This window comes from Pedobacter sp. PACM 27299 (assembly GCF_001412655.1).
Lineage (GTDB): Bacteria > Bacteroidota > Bacteroidia > Sphingobacteriales > Sphingobacteriaceae > Pedobacter.
Map to the genome: position 1 here is coordinate 3,297,170 of NZ_CP012996.1, position 18,894 is coordinate 3,316,063.

The 18,894-nt window shown below is 39.5% G+C and carries 12 protein-coding genes, 1 tRNA gene and 1 other RNA gene; 7 read left to right on the forward strand and 7 right to left on the reverse strand.

Annotated elements, in window-relative coordinates; all coding sequences use genetic code 11:
* Positions 1-469: 469 nt before the first annotated feature.
* The gene (locus AQ505_RS13895; protein ID WP_062548733.1) at positions 470-1,159 is read left to right on the forward strand and encodes a hypothetical protein; all 690 of its coding nucleotides are present in this window, start codon (positions 470-472) and stop codon (positions 1,157-1,159) included.
* 267 nt (positions 1,160-1,426) lie between these two features.
* On the opposite strand, the gene AQ505_RS13900 is transcribed toward AQ505_RS13895, so the two are convergent.
* Entirely contained in the window at positions 1,427-1,699 is a 273-nt protein-coding gene (locus AQ505_RS13900; protein WP_062548734.1) for a hypothetical protein, read from the reverse strand.
* Between the two features lie 37 nt (positions 1,700-1,736).
* Entirely contained in the window at positions 1,737-2,339 is a 603-nt protein-coding gene (locus AQ505_RS13905) for a hypothetical protein (RefSeq protein ID WP_062548735.1), read from the reverse strand.
* Positions 2,340-2,688: 349 nt separating this feature from the next.
* Between AQ505_RS13905 and AQ505_RS13910 the strand changes: the two genes are divergently transcribed.
* The gene (locus tag AQ505_RS13910; RefSeq protein WP_197286184.1) at positions 2,689-2,988 is read left to right on the forward strand and encodes a helix-turn-helix domain-containing protein; all 300 of its coding nucleotides are present in this window, start codon (positions 2,689-2,691) and stop codon (positions 2,986-2,988) included.
* Between the two features lie 385 nt (positions 2,989-3,373).
* On the opposite strand, the gene AQ505_RS13915 is transcribed toward AQ505_RS13910, so the two are convergent.
* The 3 genes from AQ505_RS13915 to AQ505_RS13925 form a co-directional block, all read right to left on the reverse strand.
* Positions 3,374-4,588 carry a site-specific integrase gene (locus AQ505_RS13915; RefSeq protein WP_335337966.1) on the reverse strand — a complete coding sequence of 405 codons (1,215 nt, stop codon included), beginning with the start codon at positions 4,586-4,588 and terminating at the stop codon, positions 3,374-3,376.
* Positions 4,589-4,833: 245 nt separating this feature from the next.
* Positions 4,834-4,906: transfer RNA gene (locus AQ505_RS13920), tRNA-Lys, on the reverse strand.
* A gap of 267 nt (positions 4,907-5,173) precedes the next feature.
* The gene (locus AQ505_RS13925; RefSeq protein ID WP_062548737.1) at positions 5,174-6,007 is read right to left on the reverse strand and encodes an alpha/beta fold hydrolase; all 834 of its coding nucleotides are present in this window, start codon (positions 6,005-6,007) and stop codon (positions 5,174-5,176) included.
* Positions 6,008-6,131: 124 nt separating this feature from the next.
* On the opposite strand from AQ505_RS13925, the gene AQ505_RS13930 reads away from it, so the two are divergent.
* On the forward strand, positions 6,132-6,626 hold the full coding sequence (locus AQ505_RS13930) for a D-glycero-alpha-D-manno-heptose-1,7-bisphosphate 7-phosphatase (protein WP_062548738.1): 495 nt from the start codon (positions 6,132-6,134) through the stop codon (positions 6,624-6,626).
* A gap of 37 nt (positions 6,627-6,663) precedes the next feature.
* On the opposite strand, the gene fsa is transcribed toward AQ505_RS13930, so the two are convergent.
* Positions 6,664-7,329: a fructose-6-phosphate aldolase gene (fsa, locus tag AQ505_RS13935; protein ID WP_062548739.1), complete on the reverse strand. Its 666-nt coding sequence runs from the start codon at positions 7,327-7,329 to the stop codon at positions 6,664-6,666.
* A gap of 99 nt (positions 7,330-7,428) precedes the next feature.
* An RNA gene (ffs, locus tag AQ505_RS13940) (signal recognition particle sRNA small type) lies at positions 7,429-7,528 on the reverse strand.
* Positions 7,529-7,904: 376 nt separating this feature from the next.
* Between ffs and gltB the strand changes: the two genes are divergently transcribed.
* The 4 genes from gltB to AQ505_RS13960 all read left to right on the forward strand — a co-directional run bounded on the left by gltB (position 7,905) and on the right by AQ505_RS13960 (position 18,840).
* Positions 7,905-12,410 carry a glutamate synthase large subunit gene (gene gltB, locus AQ505_RS13945; RefSeq protein WP_062548740.1) on the forward strand — a complete coding sequence of 1,502 codons (4,506 nt, stop codon included), beginning with the start codon at positions 7,905-7,907 and terminating at the stop codon, positions 12,408-12,410.
* Between the two features lie 87 nt (positions 12,411-12,497).
* Positions 12,498-13,964, forward strand: a complete 1,467-nt coding sequence (locus AQ505_RS13950; RefSeq protein ID WP_062548741.1) for a glutamate synthase subunit beta — start codon at positions 12,498-12,500, stop codon at positions 13,962-13,964.
* Positions 13,965-14,362: 398 nt separating this feature from the next.
* Positions 14,363-17,407, forward strand: a complete 3,045-nt coding sequence (locus AQ505_RS13955; RefSeq protein WP_062548742.1) for a SusC/RagA family TonB-linked outer membrane protein — start codon at positions 14,363-14,365, stop codon at positions 17,405-17,407.
* An 11-nt stretch (positions 17,408-17,418) separates the two neighbouring features.
* Positions 17,419-18,840 carry a SusD/RagB family nutrient-binding outer membrane lipoprotein gene (locus AQ505_RS13960; protein ID WP_062548743.1) on the forward strand — a complete coding sequence of 474 codons (1,422 nt, stop codon included), beginning with the start codon at positions 17,419-17,421 and terminating at the stop codon, positions 18,838-18,840.
* Positions 18,841-18,894 lie beyond the last annotated feature (54 nt).

The window sequence follows — 18,894 nt, forward strand, 5'->3', positions numbered from 1 at the left end:
GCTAGATATGAGAAATATTTGAATTTGGGGTCGGTTCTTTTCCTTTTTTCAAGAAAAATATTTTGTCCTAAAATGGGCTTACACTAAAACAAGGCAAGAAAATGGAAGAAAAAGTTCTATCAAAAAGAAAACCTGGTCAGTACTTCAGTACAAAGCAGAAGCACACAATGATATAGGCGTACCTAGAAAGTGGTAAATCTAAACAGGCGATTTGGAAGGAGTTTACAGGCGATCACCGAGAACGAGGTAAGCTCTTAAAGTTTATTAGACAATCGGGTTACATTGAGGATAGTATTAAGAAAAAATCCATATCATTCTATATGAAAGATAAACCCGTTACTTGTGTAGTTATTCGGTTTCTCGTACTCTCTGCATGATTTGTTGGTAACTTCCGAGATTGTTATGGACATTATCTTTATTTATTTTGCTACATTAAGCTTTTGATTTACTGATTATTAAATCGTTATATATGCAAAAAATCACAGTACAGGAGCTGGTAGAGTATACCCGTAAAACGTCTGAAAAAACCAAGAGTAATTTCGCCCATAAGATTAAAACGCGCGTTCCCAAGGAAAAGCAAGAAACCGATGATGATGGTAGTGGTGGAGATTATTGGATCACCAGTACAAGCTGCATTTATAACGTAATTAAAAATAACAGTGGTAGTTTTTATGAAGGTAAAATCGATGATCTCCTGAAAAAGATTGAGGCTACGGAATTAAAGAAAATCAAGTCAATGCATAGTCGTAATATTGAAATCTTGTCGAGCTTTAAGGATTTCAACCATGAGGATATCAGACCTGTGAAGGTTTTGAAGTTTGAGAAGGTACAAAAGGTGCACAAAATTTATCCTATCGATAATTTCCCATTGTATCTCAATCCCAATTTGGTTTTTACATTTGAGGAAAATGGTAAGATGCAGATTGGTGCCATATGGTTGGTGGCCAAGATTGATGGCTTCAGAAAGACCGAGTTGGGTATGTTCTGCGAACTGTTGTACAGGTTCTTGGTTAAGAACTATTCCGATAATTATCAGATATCAGAGAAATTTTGTACAGCAGTCGATACCTTTGGCGCTCAAAGTATTACTTACGCTGAAATGTTAGCGGTTAACATGCCGTTTTTGATTAAAAAAACAATTGATGATATTAAAGCCTAACCACATGTGTTGTAAAACTAAGATGTGGTTTCACCGAGCATTCTTTAGCCAATAGTAAGGTATTAGAGCGGTGAGTTTAATGTTCTGACAAGAGTACTATCTGTCTATATGGTTAATTTAAGGAGGGATATAAAGTAAAGTGTTTTTGCAGGAGAGTTCCCCCGTGCGCATTAGCGGCTTGCAAAAACACCTTACTCAATGGCCACCGTGCAGTTTTTACGGAGGTGTTTGCGAAAAAGACCAAGGTTTTGAATAAAGGGCAATGGTTTAGTCATTTATCAGCATGCTTTTTAAACTTTCTATTTCTGGATACTGGTAGGCTAGTGTTCCCATCTGTAACTCAAATAATTTTTCCATGAGGATCACTTTTTCGTAAGGAATATCCTGTGAGCTCTCCATGGGTATCCTCCGGTAGTTGTGGAAGGTATTTAGTGAAATGCTTAACAGGTCTGGCAAAATTTGCATCGCTTTACGATATTGCCATACATTGAGATTGAATAAATACTCATCTATCTTGTATTTTCTAATTTGCTTTTCCATGACGTCATGTATTAAGTGCAGTTATCATTTTTTTGATTTAGTTTACGGTTGTGGTGGTGTTATTGATGCAAAAAACGGTCTGGCTGCTATCAATCAGATAGATGACCTCAATTAGTTTTTCTATGTATTCCTTGACAATCACCATTGCACTTCCATCCTCCAAAACCTCATCAATAGTGGGCTGCCTATAGGCATATTCCACTATCCGGCTAAATATTAACCGCCATTCATTTAAGTTCATGAAGCTGAAAAAGTCTTTAAAAAAGTACTGGGTGTTTTTGATTTCCTTATCCGAAAGGGTTTTAAAGTGGGTGGTAATAAGTGTGCTGTAATACCTGTTAAGGTCTATTTCGCATGGAGTAAGTGTGCATGGATCACAGTGCAAAGAGAACTTTGTATCCCTGCAAAAGAAGATGTGACCTGCTTCCAGTAATTTTAGCAGGCACCTGTAATTGTAGAAGTATTCTTCACTTTTTCCATACTGCTGGTTGGTACATGCTGATTTGATCAGCAGTAGAATTTCAGCGCGAAAGGCTTCAATGTCTATTTCATATCTGCAAAAATCTGAAATGAATACGTGTGGGTTTAGGATCTGCTTATCTGTAAGCTGATTGTACCGAAGTTTGTTTCTATTACTCATAATTTTGAAATTAATGAGCCTTGTAGAAGTTAGATCCCCCTAGAGGGGGCTGGACACCTGCATTCTACATTTGCAACCGAGGCACTGGTAAGCCCGCCTTAACTTCAAAATAAATTGAAACATCAGCTTTACCATTTCTTTCAAAATGGTTATCGTACAAAAATATAAGCAAGCGCCAGCCCCACCTAAGCGGCACAGGACTACGAATGTAGGGATTTGGCGCCATACTTACACTCGCACGATAAATTACCAGTTTTTCGGTCGCGAGGCTTGTTGGGTTAAATAATTGAACTATTGTAGTTTACATCATATTTTGATAAATTGATTGTAGAGTAAATATAGAATAAAAATGTCATACATGTATGTCTTTTCTTTTATTATTTTTCTATCCCTTTACAATACGATGAATGAGCCGATAAACATATCCCCGATAGAACAATATGTGATTGATTATGTAATCAAGCTAAGGAAAGAAAAGCACCTTAAACAGGAAGATATTGCAACTATTCTAAATGTGAAGCGCACATTTGTGACCAATGTAGAAAGCGCAAAAAACCGTGCTAAGTATAACCTTGTGCATATCGCAAAACTGGCTGATCATTTTGGGCTTTCTCCAAAAGACTTTCTACCTAAAGAGGTTAGTTTATAATATATCCAGTGTTAATCAAGAGGTATGCCGCCTAGCGCATAAGTAATCAGCTGAATAAGTAGCAAAGTAACTCAGTGTTTTGTTGATTAGGTAACTAAGTGATAGGCTGTCCAATTGGACTGGTAACTTTTTTCTGTCCAGACGATGAACAAAAATCTGCTTTCAGACCTCATTTTCCGATTACAAAATCTGTTTGTTTTGTAATCGGCAAGTTGTGTTTTTGGGTACCCAAAAACTCCCTTGCCTTTATTTATCCTAGCGCCAAAGGGCTAGAATAAATAAAGGAGAGAAAAACCCTGCGCAACTTGGGTTTTCTAAAAGCCACTTAAAAAAACTAAAAAAGACAGGAAGGCAGTTTGGGCGGATCAGCCAGTTTAACGAATTGTTAGTGGTATTTCTCTCTTAATAACGCCATATCAGCACCAACCTTAATGTCTAATATCTTAGCATAGTGCTGAGTCGTTCTGATATTTGTATGCCCAAGCATCTTCGATACACTTTCAATCGGTACGCCATTTAAAAGCGTTACGGTAGTCGCAAAAGTATGACGGGCAATGTGGGAGGTCAGTTTCTTGTCAATCCCGCAGAGATCTGCTATTTCTTTCAGATACTCGTTTACCTTTTGGTTGCTGGGAACAGGAAGTAGATTCCCTTTATTTACGCAAACCTTGTTTGTTGCATAACGATCCATAATTTTAACTGCTGTAGGCAGTAGGGGAATTGCAGATCTGGTTTTTGTCTTTTGCCTGTTGGTGAATATCCAGCGCTCCCCGTCACTTCCTTTTTGGATATGCTCCTGTTTCAATTTAAATACATCTACGTAAGCCAGTCCGGTAAAACAGCAAAAGACAAAAACATCACGAACCTGCCTTAATCTTTCAGATAGGAACTCTTTTTCGGCGATCTGCTGTAGTTCCTCTTGATTGAGATAATAGCGGTCAACATTCTTGATTTTGCCTTTATAGCCAAGAAAATGGTCCTTTTCTACCCAACCATTTTCCAACCCAATGCGCAGAATCTTTCCTAAATTCTTGACGTTTTTAACCACATAGTTATTCTCGCAGTTTTTATCAGACCTTAAATAGTAGTCAAAATCATTCAGGAAAGCTTGATCTACTCTTTTAATGTCCATATCCGTCAGCCCATATTTTGAAAGCATAAAGGCTGATAGGTGTTTTTCTAAGACCTTATAACGGTTCAATGTGCCCTGTACATAACCTTTACCGACCAGAGCCTGCATCTTTTCATTATGATCTTTGACGGCCTCTAGTAAAGTATGCGAGCCATCCATTTTGCCCAGATACCTGCATTTAATGGCTTCCGAAGTTATCCCGATGCCAAAACTAACCAACTCCTGATGTGCCTGATAAATGGAACTTTGCAGTTGATCCAAATAGGAATTAAGCATCTTCACATCTTCTTTAGTTCCGATCAACCGGCTGGATCTCTTACTCCAACGGCTTGGGTTACAATCCCTACTGGTCGCAATTTCTGCACGTTTACCGTCTACCGTGATTCTCATGTAAATAGGTGTGTTGCCACTGATGTAGTTTTTTTGCTTTTTCAGATAAAAAAGCAGGCTGAAGTTCGTTTTCATCATTCAATGATTAAGGGTGAAACAAAAATAGCTTTGCAGTTTAACGATTACAAGATGTTCAGTTTGTAACTGCCTGTTCAGTAGCTGGATAGGTGCCATTCGGTGAGTAGGTCGAATTTTCCAAATGACTCACCGAATCGCTCACTTTTTTTATGAGAATTGGTGCAAGTTTTGGTACCCCCGTAAAAGTAAAAAGGCCGTTAATCATGCGATTAACAGCCTTTTGTACGTTTTGATTTTGAATCTTGTGATCCCGCTGGGATTCGAACCCAGGACCACTACATTAAAAGTGTAATGCTCTACCAGCTGAGCTACGGAATCAAAGCTTTTTTTTTAGCTTTACTTTAAGCGTTTCCGTTTAAAGTGATGCAAATATAGGATTAGGTTATATGAAGTGCAAATTAAAAAATCATAAAATCTATACTGTACTGATTTTAAGCTAGATTATTTATTTTGCTTCCTATTTATCGGCACTTTTTGGTACTAAAATCAACTATTAGGAGTCTAAAACTCATAAAAAAGGAGGAATTTGATCATGAAATGAGGGGCTCATTCCAATATTTCTTCTCAAATTCCTCTCGTTTTTAATTATCTTTTTAGAAAATTAACCAATAACTGATTTAGTTCATCCTTATGAGTGATAAATAATCCGTGTGATGCACCTTCCATTACATAATAATCAGCATTAGGAAGTAACATTGCGGTAATTGCACTGGTGGCTTTAATAGGTACAACCTGATCATCATCACCATGTACGATCATTACAGGAATAGTAATGGTGCTAAGATCTGTTCTAAAATCAGTTTCAGAGAAGGATCTTACACAATCTACAGTTGCTTTCGGGCTTGCTACAATAGCCAGCTGATGCATCCAATTCTGTATGTCCTGACTCACAGGTTTATTTAAAATCCCTTCACCGAAGAATTGTTTACCAAAACCTGTTAAGAATGCAGGACGATCCTGATGGATATTGGCAATAATTTCATCAAAAACATCTTTAGGGACACCTTCTTCATGGTCGTCTGTTTTCAGCATTAAAGGAACTACTGTACTGATCAATACTGCCTTTTCGATTTTAGAACTGCCGTATTTGCCTAAATAACGTACCACTTCTCCGCCACCCATCGAGAATCCAACCAGGGTCACTTCAGATAAATCAAGGGCAAGAATCAATTCATTCAGGTCGGAAGCAAGGGTATCGTAGTCGTAACCACTCCAAGGCTTATCCGACTGACCAAAGCCGCGTCTGTCGTACGCGATACAGCGATATCCACTGTATACAATAGAGGAGACCTGGTATTCCCACATTTCGTGTGATACTGGCCAGCCATGAATTAAGATTACTGGTTTTCCTGAACCAAGATCTTCATAAAATATATTGACAGATTTACTGTTCTCGGGGTTTCTTTTGATATATGGCATATTATAATTTTTAAAGGTTCAACGTTTAATAACACCATATATCGTGATTATGTTTAATAAAACCATTATTTGAAGGGAATAAACAATTATAATATTGCCATATTTGGCAAAAAAGAATAATTAAATGAATAAAGCAATATTTCTAGATCGTGATGGAGTTTTGAATCACGAAATCTATGATTACATCTGTAAAGTAGAAGATTTCGAAGTCTTAGAATACCAGATTCCACCATTAAAGAAGCTATATGACGAGGGTTATATGTTGATTATCATTACCAATCAAGGTGGAATTGCCTTAAAACGTTATACAGAAGAAACGCTGGCGGAGATGCACCGTATTTTGGGCGAAAAGTTTGAGGCACAGGGTGCGAAAATCACGCATGCCTACTATTGTCCACATCACCCCACAGTTTCTGAGCCTTGTAATTGCAGAAAACCTTTGTCGGGAATGGTATTAGAAGCGATTGCAACTTATGATATTGATCCAGCCTTATCTGTGATGATTGGAGATAAACCAAGAGACGTAGAAGCGGCCAATGGAGCAGGAGTGAAGGGTATCCTGATCGAGCCTGACGAACAAATCAGTTATGAAGCCATAAAAAAAGTCCTGTCGAATTAATTCAACAGGACTTTTTTTTATGATATGCTATTTAAACCTATTTAGCTGCTGCTGCTGCTTTAGCATGATCAGCTAAGAACTGAGCAAGACCGCTATCGGTTAATGGGTGTTTCATTAATGCAAGGATCGCAGAAAGTGGGCCAGTCATTACGTCAGCACCTAATTTAGCGCAGTTAACGATGTGCATTGGTCCTCTTACTGAAGCTGCAAGAATTTCAGTTTCGTATTGGTAGTTATCAAAAATCAATCTGATGTCTTCGATCAATTGAAAACCATCTGTAGAGATGTCATCTAAACGACCTAAGAATGGAGATACATAAGATGCACCTGCTTTTGCAGCGATTAAAGCTTGTCCGGCAGAGAAAATCAACGTACAGTTTGTTCTGATTCCTTTAGAGGAAAGGTATTTAATGGCTTTAACACCATCTTTAATCATAGGAACTTTAACGACGATTTTTGGATCTAGTTTAGCCAATGCTTCACCTTCTTTGATCATGCTCTCATAATCAGTCGAGATCACTTCTGCACTTACATTCGCATCAACGATGTCACAGATTGCTTTGTAGTGGTTAATTACATTTTGTTCGCCAGTGATACCTTCTTTAGCCATTAAGCTAGGATTGGTAGTTACGCCGTCTAGAACGCCAAGGTCTTGAGCTGCTCTGATTTCATCAAGATTAGCTGTGTCTATGAAAAATTTCATAAGATATATAGTTTAAGAAAATATATGGTTTTATTTAACTCGAGTTGGTTGTTAGAAAGAAGAGGATGCAGTTGAAGCATATCAATCTAAAAAAATAAAAATGGGCAAGCACTTTACATCGCATCGCTACAACTTTCTACCCTTGCTTCGTTCCCGCCCTGGGGGAGTTCAAAAGGAGCTGATCGTGTAATACTTGCCCGTCACAAAAGTAGGAAAAGATCTGAATCTACCAAAGTATAAAATGCTTTTATTTTACTTTTTAAGCGGGTTTTCTGTTAATTGGTTGAAATTAAAGGATTTGAAGATGAAAATAATTTTAAACTTTTTTTTGGGGTTCAGAGGGGCTTGCAGCGGATAAGAGGTTGTTTTGATGCTAACTCCCTTATATATGGGATTCTTCATTGCCAATATTGCATTTTACATCGATTGCAGGTATCAATATTATAATATATAGACTTTATATTTTAAATGTTCTGCATTTTTCCTAAAAAAGATGCCGATATTATAATTACTTGATTTTTTTTCGTAACTTAGTGTTCGAATCACACTATACCAACCAACAATAAATTAAACTTATGGAACAAACACAAGATCAGCAAGGGTTATACGACCAGCGTTTTGAACATGACGCATGTGGCATTGGTTTCGTTGCTCATATCAAGGGGAGAAAATCGCAACAAATCATTTCCGACGCAATAACCATTCTTGAAAATCTTGATCACCGCGGAGCTTGCGGCGCTGAAATTAACACCGGAGATGGTGCAGGTATCATGATACAGATACCGCATGAATTTCTTTATGACGAATGTCTTAAAATAGGATTCAGTCTGAATGAATCCGGAGACTATGGGGTAGGGATGTTGTTTTTACCGAAAGACGTTAAGGCGAGAGAAGAGTGCAGAGAAATCATTTATCGTGCAGGAGAGAAGTTAGGACTGGAAGTCCTGGGTTTTAGAAAAGTGCAAACCAATACAGAAGGCATTGGAGACATGGCCTTATCTGTAGAACCAGAAATGGAGCAGGTATTTATAGCCCGCCCGTATGCAATCGCTGCTGGTGCAGACTTTGAACGTAAGCTTTACGTTTTCAAGAACTACCTGTCAAAGACAATTAACAATACAGTGAAGGGGATTAATGGCGAGTTTTATATTGCCTCTTTTTCTTCAAGAACTATAGTATATAAAGGACAGCTGACCTCATTGCAGGTGAGATCCTATTTTACTGAGCTCAGCGATAAGCGCGTTGTTTCCGCTTTCGGCCTAATTCATAGTCGCTTTGCAACAAATACTTTCCCTTCCTGGAAATTGGCGCAGCCTTTTAGGTACATCGCCCATAATGGAGAGATTAATACCCTTCAGGGTAACCTGAACTGGTTTAGAGCAAGCGTGAAGTCACTGGCTTCTTCGCACTTTACACCTGAAGAATTGAATATTTTACTTCCTGTAATTGATGAATCCAATTCCGATTCAGGTTGTTTAGATAATATAGTAGAGCTTTTAGTGCATGCAGGTCGTTCTCTTCCACATGTTTTGATGATGTTAATTCCTGAAGCATGGGACGGTAATGAGGATATGGACGAGCTTAAACAAGCATTCTATAAATTTCATGCGACTTTAATGGAGCCTTGGGATGGACCAGCAGCTGTTTCCTTTACAGATGGTAACCTGATTGGAGCAACATTGGATAGAAATGGATTGCGTCCTCAAAGATATGCCATTACGGAAGATGACCATGTGATTATGGCGTCCGAAGCTGGTGCATTGGCTTTAGATCAAAGCAAAATTATTGAAAAGGGTAGGTTGACCCCTGGAAAGATGTTTGTCGTAGATATGGAGCAGGGAAGAATCATTTCTGATACAGAAATTAAACAACAGGTATGCAGCCGCAGGCCATATGCCGATTGGTTAAATCAATACCAAATCAGACTAGAAGAGCTTTCTGACCCAAGAGTAGTCTTTAGCGGTCTTTCAGAAGAATCTATTTTTAAATATCAGCAGGTATTTGGATATAGCCGTGAAGACATCGATTTAATCCTGAAACCAATGGCTAAGGATGGGAAAGAGCCAATCGGATCTATGGGTACAGATATTCCTTTGGCGATTTTATCTCAGAAACCACAACACCTTTCTTCTTATTTCAAACAGTTGTTTGCCCAGGTAACCAATCCACCAATCGACCCAATCAGGGAAAAAGTGGTGATGAGTCTTGCAGGATTCATGGGGAATAACGGAAATATTCTGGAAGAAAATGCGTTGCAATGTCACTGTGTAGGCATCAAACATCCGATATTAACAAATTTAGAGTTAGAGAAACTTAGAAGTATTGATACCGGAGTATTCCAATCTAAAACTTTACAAACGTATTTCAGAGCTACAGGAAAACCTGGCGCAATGGCTAAAGCACTGGACAGATTGTGTCGTTATGCAGTAGATGCTGTAGAAGACGGATTCCAGGTGATTATTTTATCAGATCGTGCTTTAGACTCTGAACATGCTGCCATTCCTTCTTTATTGGCTGTTTCTACAGTTCACCATCATTTGATCCGCAAAGGTTACAGAGGTGACGTAGGATTAGTAGTAGAAGCCGGTGATGTTTGGGAAGTTCACCATTTTGCCTGTTTAATCGGCTTCGGTGCAACTGCAGTAAATCCTTACTTAGCAGAAGAAACGATTACTGGTTTTGAAACAGAATTGGAAGTTAAACCAGCGAAACTAATACAGAACTATATATATGCTGTAAATAATGGATTGTTGAAGATCTTCTCTAAAATGGGGATTTCTACACTACAATCTTATCATGGTGCGCAGATCTTTGAAATTCTTGGTTTGAACAAACAGGTGGTCGACAATTACTTTACCGGTGCGGTTTCCAGAATCGGTGGTTTAGGATTGGACGAGATTGCCAGAGAAACGCTGATCAAACACAACAGGATTTTTGGTTCGGCTACACGCCCGGATATGATCTTGCCAACAGGTGGTAATTACAAATGGAAACGTAAAGGTGAGCAGCATTTGTTCAATCCTCAAACGATTCATTTGTTACAAAATGCAACCAGAAAGAATGATTATAACGTATACAAACAATATTCTAAGCTTGTAAATGAGCAAACGCATCAAGCATTTACCATCCGCGGACTGTTTGAATTTAACTATAAACGTCCTGCAGTAGCGCTATCAGAAGTAGAACCAGTTGAGCAGATTCTGAAGCGTTTTGCAACGGGGGCAATGTCCTTCGGTTCGATCTCCCATGAAGCACACTCTACTTTGGCGATTGCCATGAACCGCATCGGTGGAAAGAGTAATACCGGAGAAGGTGGTGAAGATGAATTGCGCTATGAGACTTTACCTAACGGTGATTCTATGCGTTCTGCGATCAAGCAAATTGCTTCTGCACGTTTCGGTGTAACTAGTTATTACCTGAGCAATGCAGATGAGTTACAAATAAAAATGGCACAAGGTGCAAAACCTGGTGAAGGTGGACAATTACCTGGGGATAAAGTAGATGAGTGGATTGCAAAAGTTCGTCATGCTACGCCAGGTGTAGGTTTAATTTCACCGCCACCTCACCATGATATTTATTCTATTGAAGATTTAGCACAGCTGATCTTTGACTTGAAAAATGCCAACCGTGAAGCTAGAATCAATGTAAAACTGGTTTCTAAAGCTGGTGTAGGTACAATTGCAGCAGGTGTAGCGAAAGCTCATGCTGATGTGATCCTGGTTTCTGGATTTGACGGTGGTACCGGTGCATCTCCTTTAACATCTATCCAGCACGCTGGTTTACCTTGGGAACTTGGTTTAGCAGAAGCACACCAGACCCTGGTTAAAAACCGCCTGCGCAGCAGAGTAGTATTACAAACAGATGGTCAATTGAAAACAGGTAAAGACATCGCCATCGCAGCCCTTTTAGGTGCTGAAGAATGGGGTGTGGCTACCGCTGCTTTAGTGACTTCTGGTTGTATCATGATGAGAAAATGTCATCTAAATACTTGTCCGGTGGGTGTGGCAACACAGGATCCTAACTTGAGAAAGTTGTTTACCGGTGAAGCAGATCACGTAGTGAACCTGTTCCATTTCTTAGCGGAAGAGTTGAGAGAAACGATGGCTGAACTTGGTTTCAGAACTGTAGAAGAAATGGTAGGTCAGGCAGATGCCTTAAGCTTACGTGCAATTGATCCTAGCGACTGGAAATTAAAAGACCTGGATCTTTCTGCCATTTTATATAAAGCACCAGACAATGGCTTGAGCTTGTATCAGACAGAAACTCAGGACCATGGATTGGCAGATATTTTAGACCATCAATTGATCAAAGCTGCAGCTCCTGCATTGTTGAATAAAGAGCCGATTTACAGAGAGTTTGAGGTGAAGAACACCAACCGTGCTTTAGGTACAATGCTTTCAAATGAGGTTTCTAAAATCTATAAATCACAAGGATTACCAGCAGATACGATCAACTTCAAATTCAAAGGTTCTGCCGGACAAAGTTTCGGTGCTTTCGCAGCCAAAGGGATCTCCCTGCAACTGGAAGGTGAAGCAAATGACTATGTAGGTAAAGGCCTTTCCGGAGCTAGATTATCCATCTATCCCTTCAGTACCATCAGCTATGTGCCAGAACAAAATATCATCATTGGTAACGTTGCCTTATATGGTGCAACTTCTGGTGAGTTATATGTAAGAGGTCAGGCTGGTGAAAGGTTTGCCGTAAGAAACTCTGGTGCTACAGCTGTAGTAGAAGGTTTAGGTGATCATGGTTGTGAATACATGACTGGCGGTGAGGTATTAGTGATCGGTGATACTGGCAGCAACTTCGCTGCAGGTATGAGCGGTGGTGTAGCCTGGATCTACGATGTGAAACAAGAATTTACCAATAAATGTAATAAGGAAATGGTAGACCTTGATCCACTGGACGAACAGGATGAGTTACGCATCAATGTGTTGCTAAAGAAACACATTCAACTTACAGATAGCAGTTTAGCTAAGTTTATCTTAAGTGATTGGGCGACTCAATCTGCACACTTTATCAAGGTATTCCCTAAAGAATACAAAGCAGTAATGATGAAAAGAGCGGCTGTAAATGTTTAATCATTTTCAGCACCGCAGAAGCAAAAGCCACCACAGTAAATTGAAACACAAAATGACGAGAACCACTAAACTAAATATAGCTTAACTATGGGAAAAGTAACCGGATTTTTAGAGTATGAGAGAACTGCTCCTATAAAAGAAGATGCTAAAGAACGTTTAAAGCATTATAATGAATTTGTAGAGAATTTTGAACTAGAGCAGGTAAACCGTGAAGCCGCAAGGTGTATGGATTGCGGCGTTCCATTTTGCCAGTCGGGCTGCCCGCTTGGAAATGTAATTCCGGAATTTAACGACGCGGTATATAAAGGAGATTGGCAACTGGCCTCAACTATATTATTGAGCACCAATAACTTTCCTGAATTTACCGGAAGGATTTGTCCGGCACCATGCGAATCTGCATGCGTATTAGGAATCAACAAATCTCCAGTATCTATTGAAGAGATCGAGAAACATATTATTGAAATCGCTTTCAATAAAGGGTATATCAAAGCGGAAGAGCCATTGATCCGCACCGGTAAAAAGGTTGCAGTGATTGGATCAGGCCCTGCAGGACTTGCCGCAGCAGCACAGCTGAACAGAGCCGGCCATGAGGTAGTGGTTTACGAACGCGATGATGCGCCAGGAGGTTTGTTAAATTATGGTATTCCTGATTTTAAACTTCAGAAAGATGTAGTGACAAGACGCATCAAGCTAATGGAAAAGGAAGGCATTGTGTTCAAATGCAACTCCAATGTTGGGGTAAATGTAGAGTTGAACACTTTACTCAGAGAGTTCCAAAGTATTGTTTTGGCAGGTGGTTCTACCATCCCAAGAGATTTGACGATTACTGGTCGCGAGGCTAAAGGTGTTCATTTTGCTATGGACTTCTTAAAGCAACAGAATAAGCGTGTTCAAAAGATCAGCTTTGAGCAAGAGGCAATTTTGGCTACTGGTAAGGATGTGATTGTAATTGGTGGTGGTGATACGGGATCTGATTGTATCGGTACTTCAAACCGCCAGGGGGCGAAATCTGTAATGCAGTTTGAAATCATGCCAATGCCTTCATCGCAAAGAACTTCAAACATGCCTTGGCCAACCTTCCCGATGTTGCTAAAAGTGACTTCTTCGCATGAAGAAGGCTGCGAAAGAGCATGGGGTGTAAATACTAAAGAGTTTATCAAAGATGAAAACGGCAACCTTAAAGCCTTAAAAGTAGTAGACGTAGAATGGGAAATCGATCCTGCAGGCAGACCTTTGAACTTCAAAGAGAAACCAGGTACAGAAAGAGATTTACCTTGTCAGCTGGTTTTATTAGCAATGGGTTTCTTACATCCTCAAAAAGAAGGTCTGATTGAAAAACTAGGAGTTGAGCTGGACAATAGAGGGAATGTGAAAGCCGAAGAAGGTAAATATCAAACCAATATTGCAAAAATCTTTGCAGCAGGAGATATGCGCCGTGGGCAATCACTAGTGGTTTGGGCCATTTCAGAAGGTAGAGAAGCCGCCCGTAAGGTGGATGAATACTTAATGGGCCATAGCAGACTTGCGTCCAAAGATGGTATCCCTTACGCCTAATTAGTAAAAAATAAACCTGGTGGAAATTACCCCACCATTTAAACATAAGCAGCTATTGTCTCCTGGATGATAGCTGCTTTTTTTTTGCGCCATTTATCTATAGGGAAATAATTTGCCGGCGGTTTCATCCTGAGATTTCAAAAAAAGATTCTTAACATAAAAAAATGTTCGCTGATTTATAAATCCGCTGTAGAATTCTCTTTTTATTTTTATGAAGTCGTTAAAACTTGATTTATTCAGCTTATAATTAGCTTAATAAGGGCAGTTTTTTTGAGAAAAACGCCCAATATACTGGTTAAATCCATAATTATTCAAATCGTAACAAAAAAGAGACGATTTGATTCGGATAGCGCTGTTTGATGCTTAAATTTAAGTAACAAACTAATTCTAACTGACCTATGAAAAAATCATTACCATTTTTAATGCTGCTATTGCTATTTAGCATAGCCGCGTGGGCACAAACCCGTACGATTACGGGAACTGTGACAGCCGAAAGTGACCAAAATCCCCTTCCTGGAGTATCCATAAGGGTGGTTGGACAGAAAACTGGTACCTTAACCAATGCTGCAGGTAAGTATAGTATTCAAGTGACAGGTACTAACCTGAGTCTGGAGTTTTCTTACCTGGGTTTTAAAACTCAGACGAAAATAATAGGAAACAGTAATGAAGTCAATGTTTCTTTATCCGATGACCAAACTAGTTTAAATGAAATTGTGGTGACCGCACTCGGCATCAAGCGAGACAAACGTACCTTAACCTATTCCACACAGGAAGTTGGGGGTAATGCTTTAGTCGCTGCAAAAGAAAACAACATAGTGAATGCGTTGGCTGGTAAGGTAGCAGGGGTCCAGATTACGAATTCCAGTGGGGCCGCAGGTAGTTCCTCTAAAATTGTAATCCGTGGTAACACCTCATTGACAGGAGAAAACGGCGCTCTTTTCGTTGTGGATGGTGTACCTATTAATAACTCCGAAGCAGGAAATCCTGACGGCGCATTAAGTGCAGGTGGAACTGCCAACAGGGCTATTGACATTGATCCAAATATTATAGAAAGTGTAACCATACTCAAAGGTGCTGCTGCCAGTGCATTGTACGGTTCGGCTGCAGCAAGGGGAGTCGTCATTATTACTACAAAGACCGGTAAGGGTAAACCTTCTGTTTCTGTTTCTTCAGGACTTACTGTCGACCATCCGATATTCCCTGAGTTTCAAGACAAGTATGCTCAAGGTAACAATGGGGAATATGTTGATGGAAATAATGGCGAATTAGGCTCTGGTTCCTGGGGCCCCCTTATTGATGGCCTCGTGGTAAATGGCAATCCAGTGCAAAAACATGATCCGAGAAAGGAGTTTTTCAGAACCGGATACACCACCGACAATACGGTTGCCGTAAGCGGTGCAAGTGATAAATCCACCTATTTGGTATCCTATTCCTATTTAAAAACCAAAGGAACGATGCCAGGTACCGATTTTGGCCGTCACTCTTTCTTTACCAAGTTTTCTAATAACATAACGGATAAGATAAACGTCATCGGACAGCTGAATTATGTCAATACTTCCAATGATCGTTTACCAGAAGGAAACAGTCTTGCAAGCCCATTTTGGACAGTTTATGCGGCACCTATATCCTGGGATCCATTGCCTACCACTTATCCGGATGGAACACAGCGAGTGTTCCGTGCTGCAAGAAATAACCCTTACTGGTTAGTAGATAACGTAAAGTTCAGCTCCCTGGTTAACAGATTTTTACCGGTTTTTACCGTTACTTACAACCCAACTCCCTGGCTAACCATTACCGAGCGTTTAGGGGCTGATATCTTTAATGATGATACACATTACCATGAAGCTCCTGGAATTGTCGGTGGAGAATCCGATAATGGTAAGATGTACAATAGAGAGATAAATTTCAGACAGTATAATCATGATTTGATTATAGAGGCGAAAAAGAACTTCAGCGATGATTTCTTTGGCAGTATTTTAATCGGTAATAATATCCTGGCTTCTGATCAGAAAACAGTTTTTGACAAGGGGATAGGTTTATCCGCTAAGGATTTCTATAATATTAGCAATGCATCTACCCAGATCTCCACAATTACAGAAAGTAATTATAGAAAAGTTGGTATATATGCACAATTGACTGGAGAATATAAGAAAATGTTATCATTATCATTAACAGGAAGATATGACGGGACTTCTGTACTGAATAGTGATAAGCAATTTTACCCTTATGGTTCAGCATCTGGCGCTTTTATCTTTACGGAAGCATTAGGAATGAATAATAATCCAATTATGAATTTTGGTAAATTCCGTATTTCTTATTCTTATGTAGGAAACGATAATGTTGCTCCTTATAGCATTGGTACTCCTTATGTTAAACCAATTATTGGAAATATAGAATTCCCGTACGACGGTCTGAATGGATTCTTATTGACCAATACTTACGGGGATAAGAACCTGAAGAACGAAGGGCTGAAGGAATTTGAAACTGGTTTTGAATTCAAATTCCTTAAAAGCAGGTTGAATTTTGAAGCTACTTATTTTAATAAAGTAAGTAAGGATCTGATCAGTACCACACCAATAACCCCTTCAAGTGGATTTAATGCAGCTGTTATCAATGCGGCAAGTATGTACAACAGGGGTGTTGAGTTTGTATTAGGTGGTACGCCAATTAAAACAAAAAATATCACCTGGGACATTGCTTTGAATTTCACTAAAATCAACAATAAAGTAACTGAGATTGGACAAGGTCTTGATAACATTCAGTTTGCAGGTTTTGTCAGCCCTGGTGTATTTGCTTATAAAGACCAGCCTTATGCCGTTATTTTTGGGTCGCGATACCTTAGGAATGATGCTGGAAGGTTAGTAATAGATGAGGATGGTTATCCTATTATTGATGAACAACTTGGTCCAATAGGCAATACGGTACCAAAATGGAATGCAGGCCTAACGACTACGCTGAACTATAAAGGCATTAGCTTGTCTGCAGTGCTTGATATGAAAAAAGGAGGCGATGTATATAATCTTGATAATTTTTACCTTAATTTTTATGGGGTGACCAAAGTTACCGAAGATAGAACTGCTACTAAAGTCTTTGACGGGGTAACAGAAGATGGTTCAGAGAATACAAAACAAGTTACATTGGATCAAAAATATTATCAGGAGAATTTTTCAGCAGTAGACGAAAATGGAGTAGAGGATGGGACCTACATCAAGCTAAGACAAGTAACTCTGGCTTATACTTTTCCGGCGGAGCTATTAAGGAAAACTCCATTTAAAGGACTAAGTGTATCTGCTACAGGTAGAAACCTATGGTTCTATACCCCGCATTACACAGGCTCAGATCCTGAAGTGAGCTTATATGGAACTGGTAATGGTGGAGGCTTTACCAATTTTGTAACGCCATCTAACAAAAGCTTCAATTTTGCTGTAAAAGTTACTTTTTAAACAGATCAATCATGAAAAAGATATATTATTTATTCGTAGCATTTTTAATGCTGATTTCTGCATCTGGATGTAAGAAATTTTTAGACATCAATAAAGATCCAAACAACCCTTCTGATGTTCAGGAAGCGCTGATCCTCACACCTGTTCAGCTTTATACGACGACCAATATTCTTGGCGGATTTCCAGGCTCTGTTGCTGCCTATTGGACACAGCAACTGTCTTTAAATCAACCCTCACCAGAAATTGACAGCTATAGAATCACCCCAAGCGACGTCAATAATACCTGGAGTTTTGACCTTTACCCTGCAATTTTTAACAATCTAAGAATTATGATCGGTAAAGCACAAGCGGGAGGAAATAATGGTTATGCAGCTATCGGAAAAGTAATGCTGGCTTACAATTTGGCGATTTGCACAGACCTGTTTGGAGATATCCCATACTCGGAAGCCTTTGGAGCACTTGATGGATTAAAGCCAAAATATGACCGTCAGGAAGATATTTATAAGGTCATTCAACAGAATTTAGATGAAGCTATTGTCATCTTGAATACGCAACCCACTGGCATCAACGTAAAAGCAGATGACCTGATTTATGGAGGGGATTTTCCTTCCTGGAAGAAGTTTGCCTATACGCTAAAAGCCAGATATTACCTGCGCTTAAGTAAAGCAGCAGGGTATACCGCTTCAGCGCAAGCTGACCTCGCACTCGCAGCTTTACAAAATGGCTTCACTGACAATAAAGACAATGCTAAAATAACCTATAGTGGCGGTGATAAGTCACAAAACCCATGGTATCGCGGCACCTTACCTGGAGCAGGTGGAGTGGTATTAAACAAAACTTTTGTCGATTTATTACTTGCAAATAATGACCCAAGGTTGCCTATCTTAGGACTTGCCGGTTCTGGTGGTGATTTTTTAGGAAGAGAAAGCGGTACAGCTCCGAATCCAAACCCCAAAATTTACGCCACTGTAGGGACTAAAGTTGGTGGATATTTACTTTTAGATCAGGTAGGGCCCTCAGCACCAGTTTTCCTGGCAACATATGCTGAAGTTTTATTCATTAAAGCGGAAGCTACATTAATTAAGTCTGGTGCTGGCACTGCTCAACCTATATTCGTAGAGGCCATCAGACAAAACATGCTTGCTTTAGGTGTTGGTACCAATGATATCAACACCTACATTACTGCGCATGGAACACTGAATCCCACTACACCTTTAAAAAGCTTAATTGGTGAAAAGTATGTATCCAATTTCTTATCACTCGAAGCTTATAATGACTGGCGTAGAACAGGATTTCCAACGCTTAATGTTGTTGTTAATGCATTTCGTCCTTATATCCCACAACGTTTTCCTTATCCTTCTCAAGAGATTACATCAAACCCTCAGCCACAGCAGTCAATATCGACCTCTGAGCCGGTATGGTGGGCAAAATAGAACCTGTATATACAAGTATTGAAATTAAAAGAGCTGCTAACTTAAGGTTAGCAG

Coding starts and splice junctions, on each gene's coding strand:
- AQ505_RS13905 (WP_062548735.1), bottom strand. CDS start 2,339: ATGAGTAATAGAAACAAACTTCGGTACAATCAGCTTACAGATAAGCAG.
- AQ505_RS13950 (WP_062548741.1), top strand. CDS start 12,498: ATGGGAAAAGTAACCGGATTTTTAGAGTATGAGAGAACTGCTCCTATA.
- AQ505_RS13915 (WP_335337966.1), bottom strand. CDS start 4,588: ATGATGAAAACGAACTTCAGCCTGCTTTTTTATCTGAAAAAGCAAAAA.
- AQ505_RS13895 (WP_062548733.1), top strand. CDS start 470: ATGCAAAAAATCACAGTACAGGAGCTGGTAGAGTATACCCGTAAAACG.
- AQ505_RS13930 (WP_062548738.1), top strand. CDS start 6,132: ATGAATAAAGCAATATTTCTAGATCGTGATGGAGTTTTGAATCACGAA.
- AQ505_RS13960 (WP_062548743.1), top strand. CDS start 17,419: ATGAAAAAGATATATTATTTATTCGTAGCATTTTTAATGCTGATTTCT.
- AQ505_RS13925 (WP_062548737.1), bottom strand. CDS start 6,007: ATGCCATATATCAAAAGAAACCCCGAGAACAGTAAATCTGTCAATATA.
- AQ505_RS13900 (WP_062548734.1), bottom strand. CDS start 1,699: ATGGAAAAGCAAATTAGAAAATACAAGATAGATGAGTATTTATTCAAT.
- AQ505_RS13955 (WP_062548742.1), top strand. CDS start 14,363: ATGAAAAAATCATTACCATTTTTAATGCTGCTATTGCTATTTAGCATA.
- AQ505_RS13910 (WP_197286184.1), top strand. CDS start 2,689: ATGTCATACATGTATGTCTTTTCTTTTATTATTTTTCTATCCCTTTAC.
- gltB (WP_062548740.1), top strand. CDS start 7,905: ATGGAACAAACACAAGATCAGCAAGGGTTATACGACCAGCGTTTTGAA.
- fsa (WP_062548739.1), bottom strand. CDS start 7,329: ATGAAATTTTTCATAGACACAGCTAATCTTGATGAAATCAGAGCAGCT.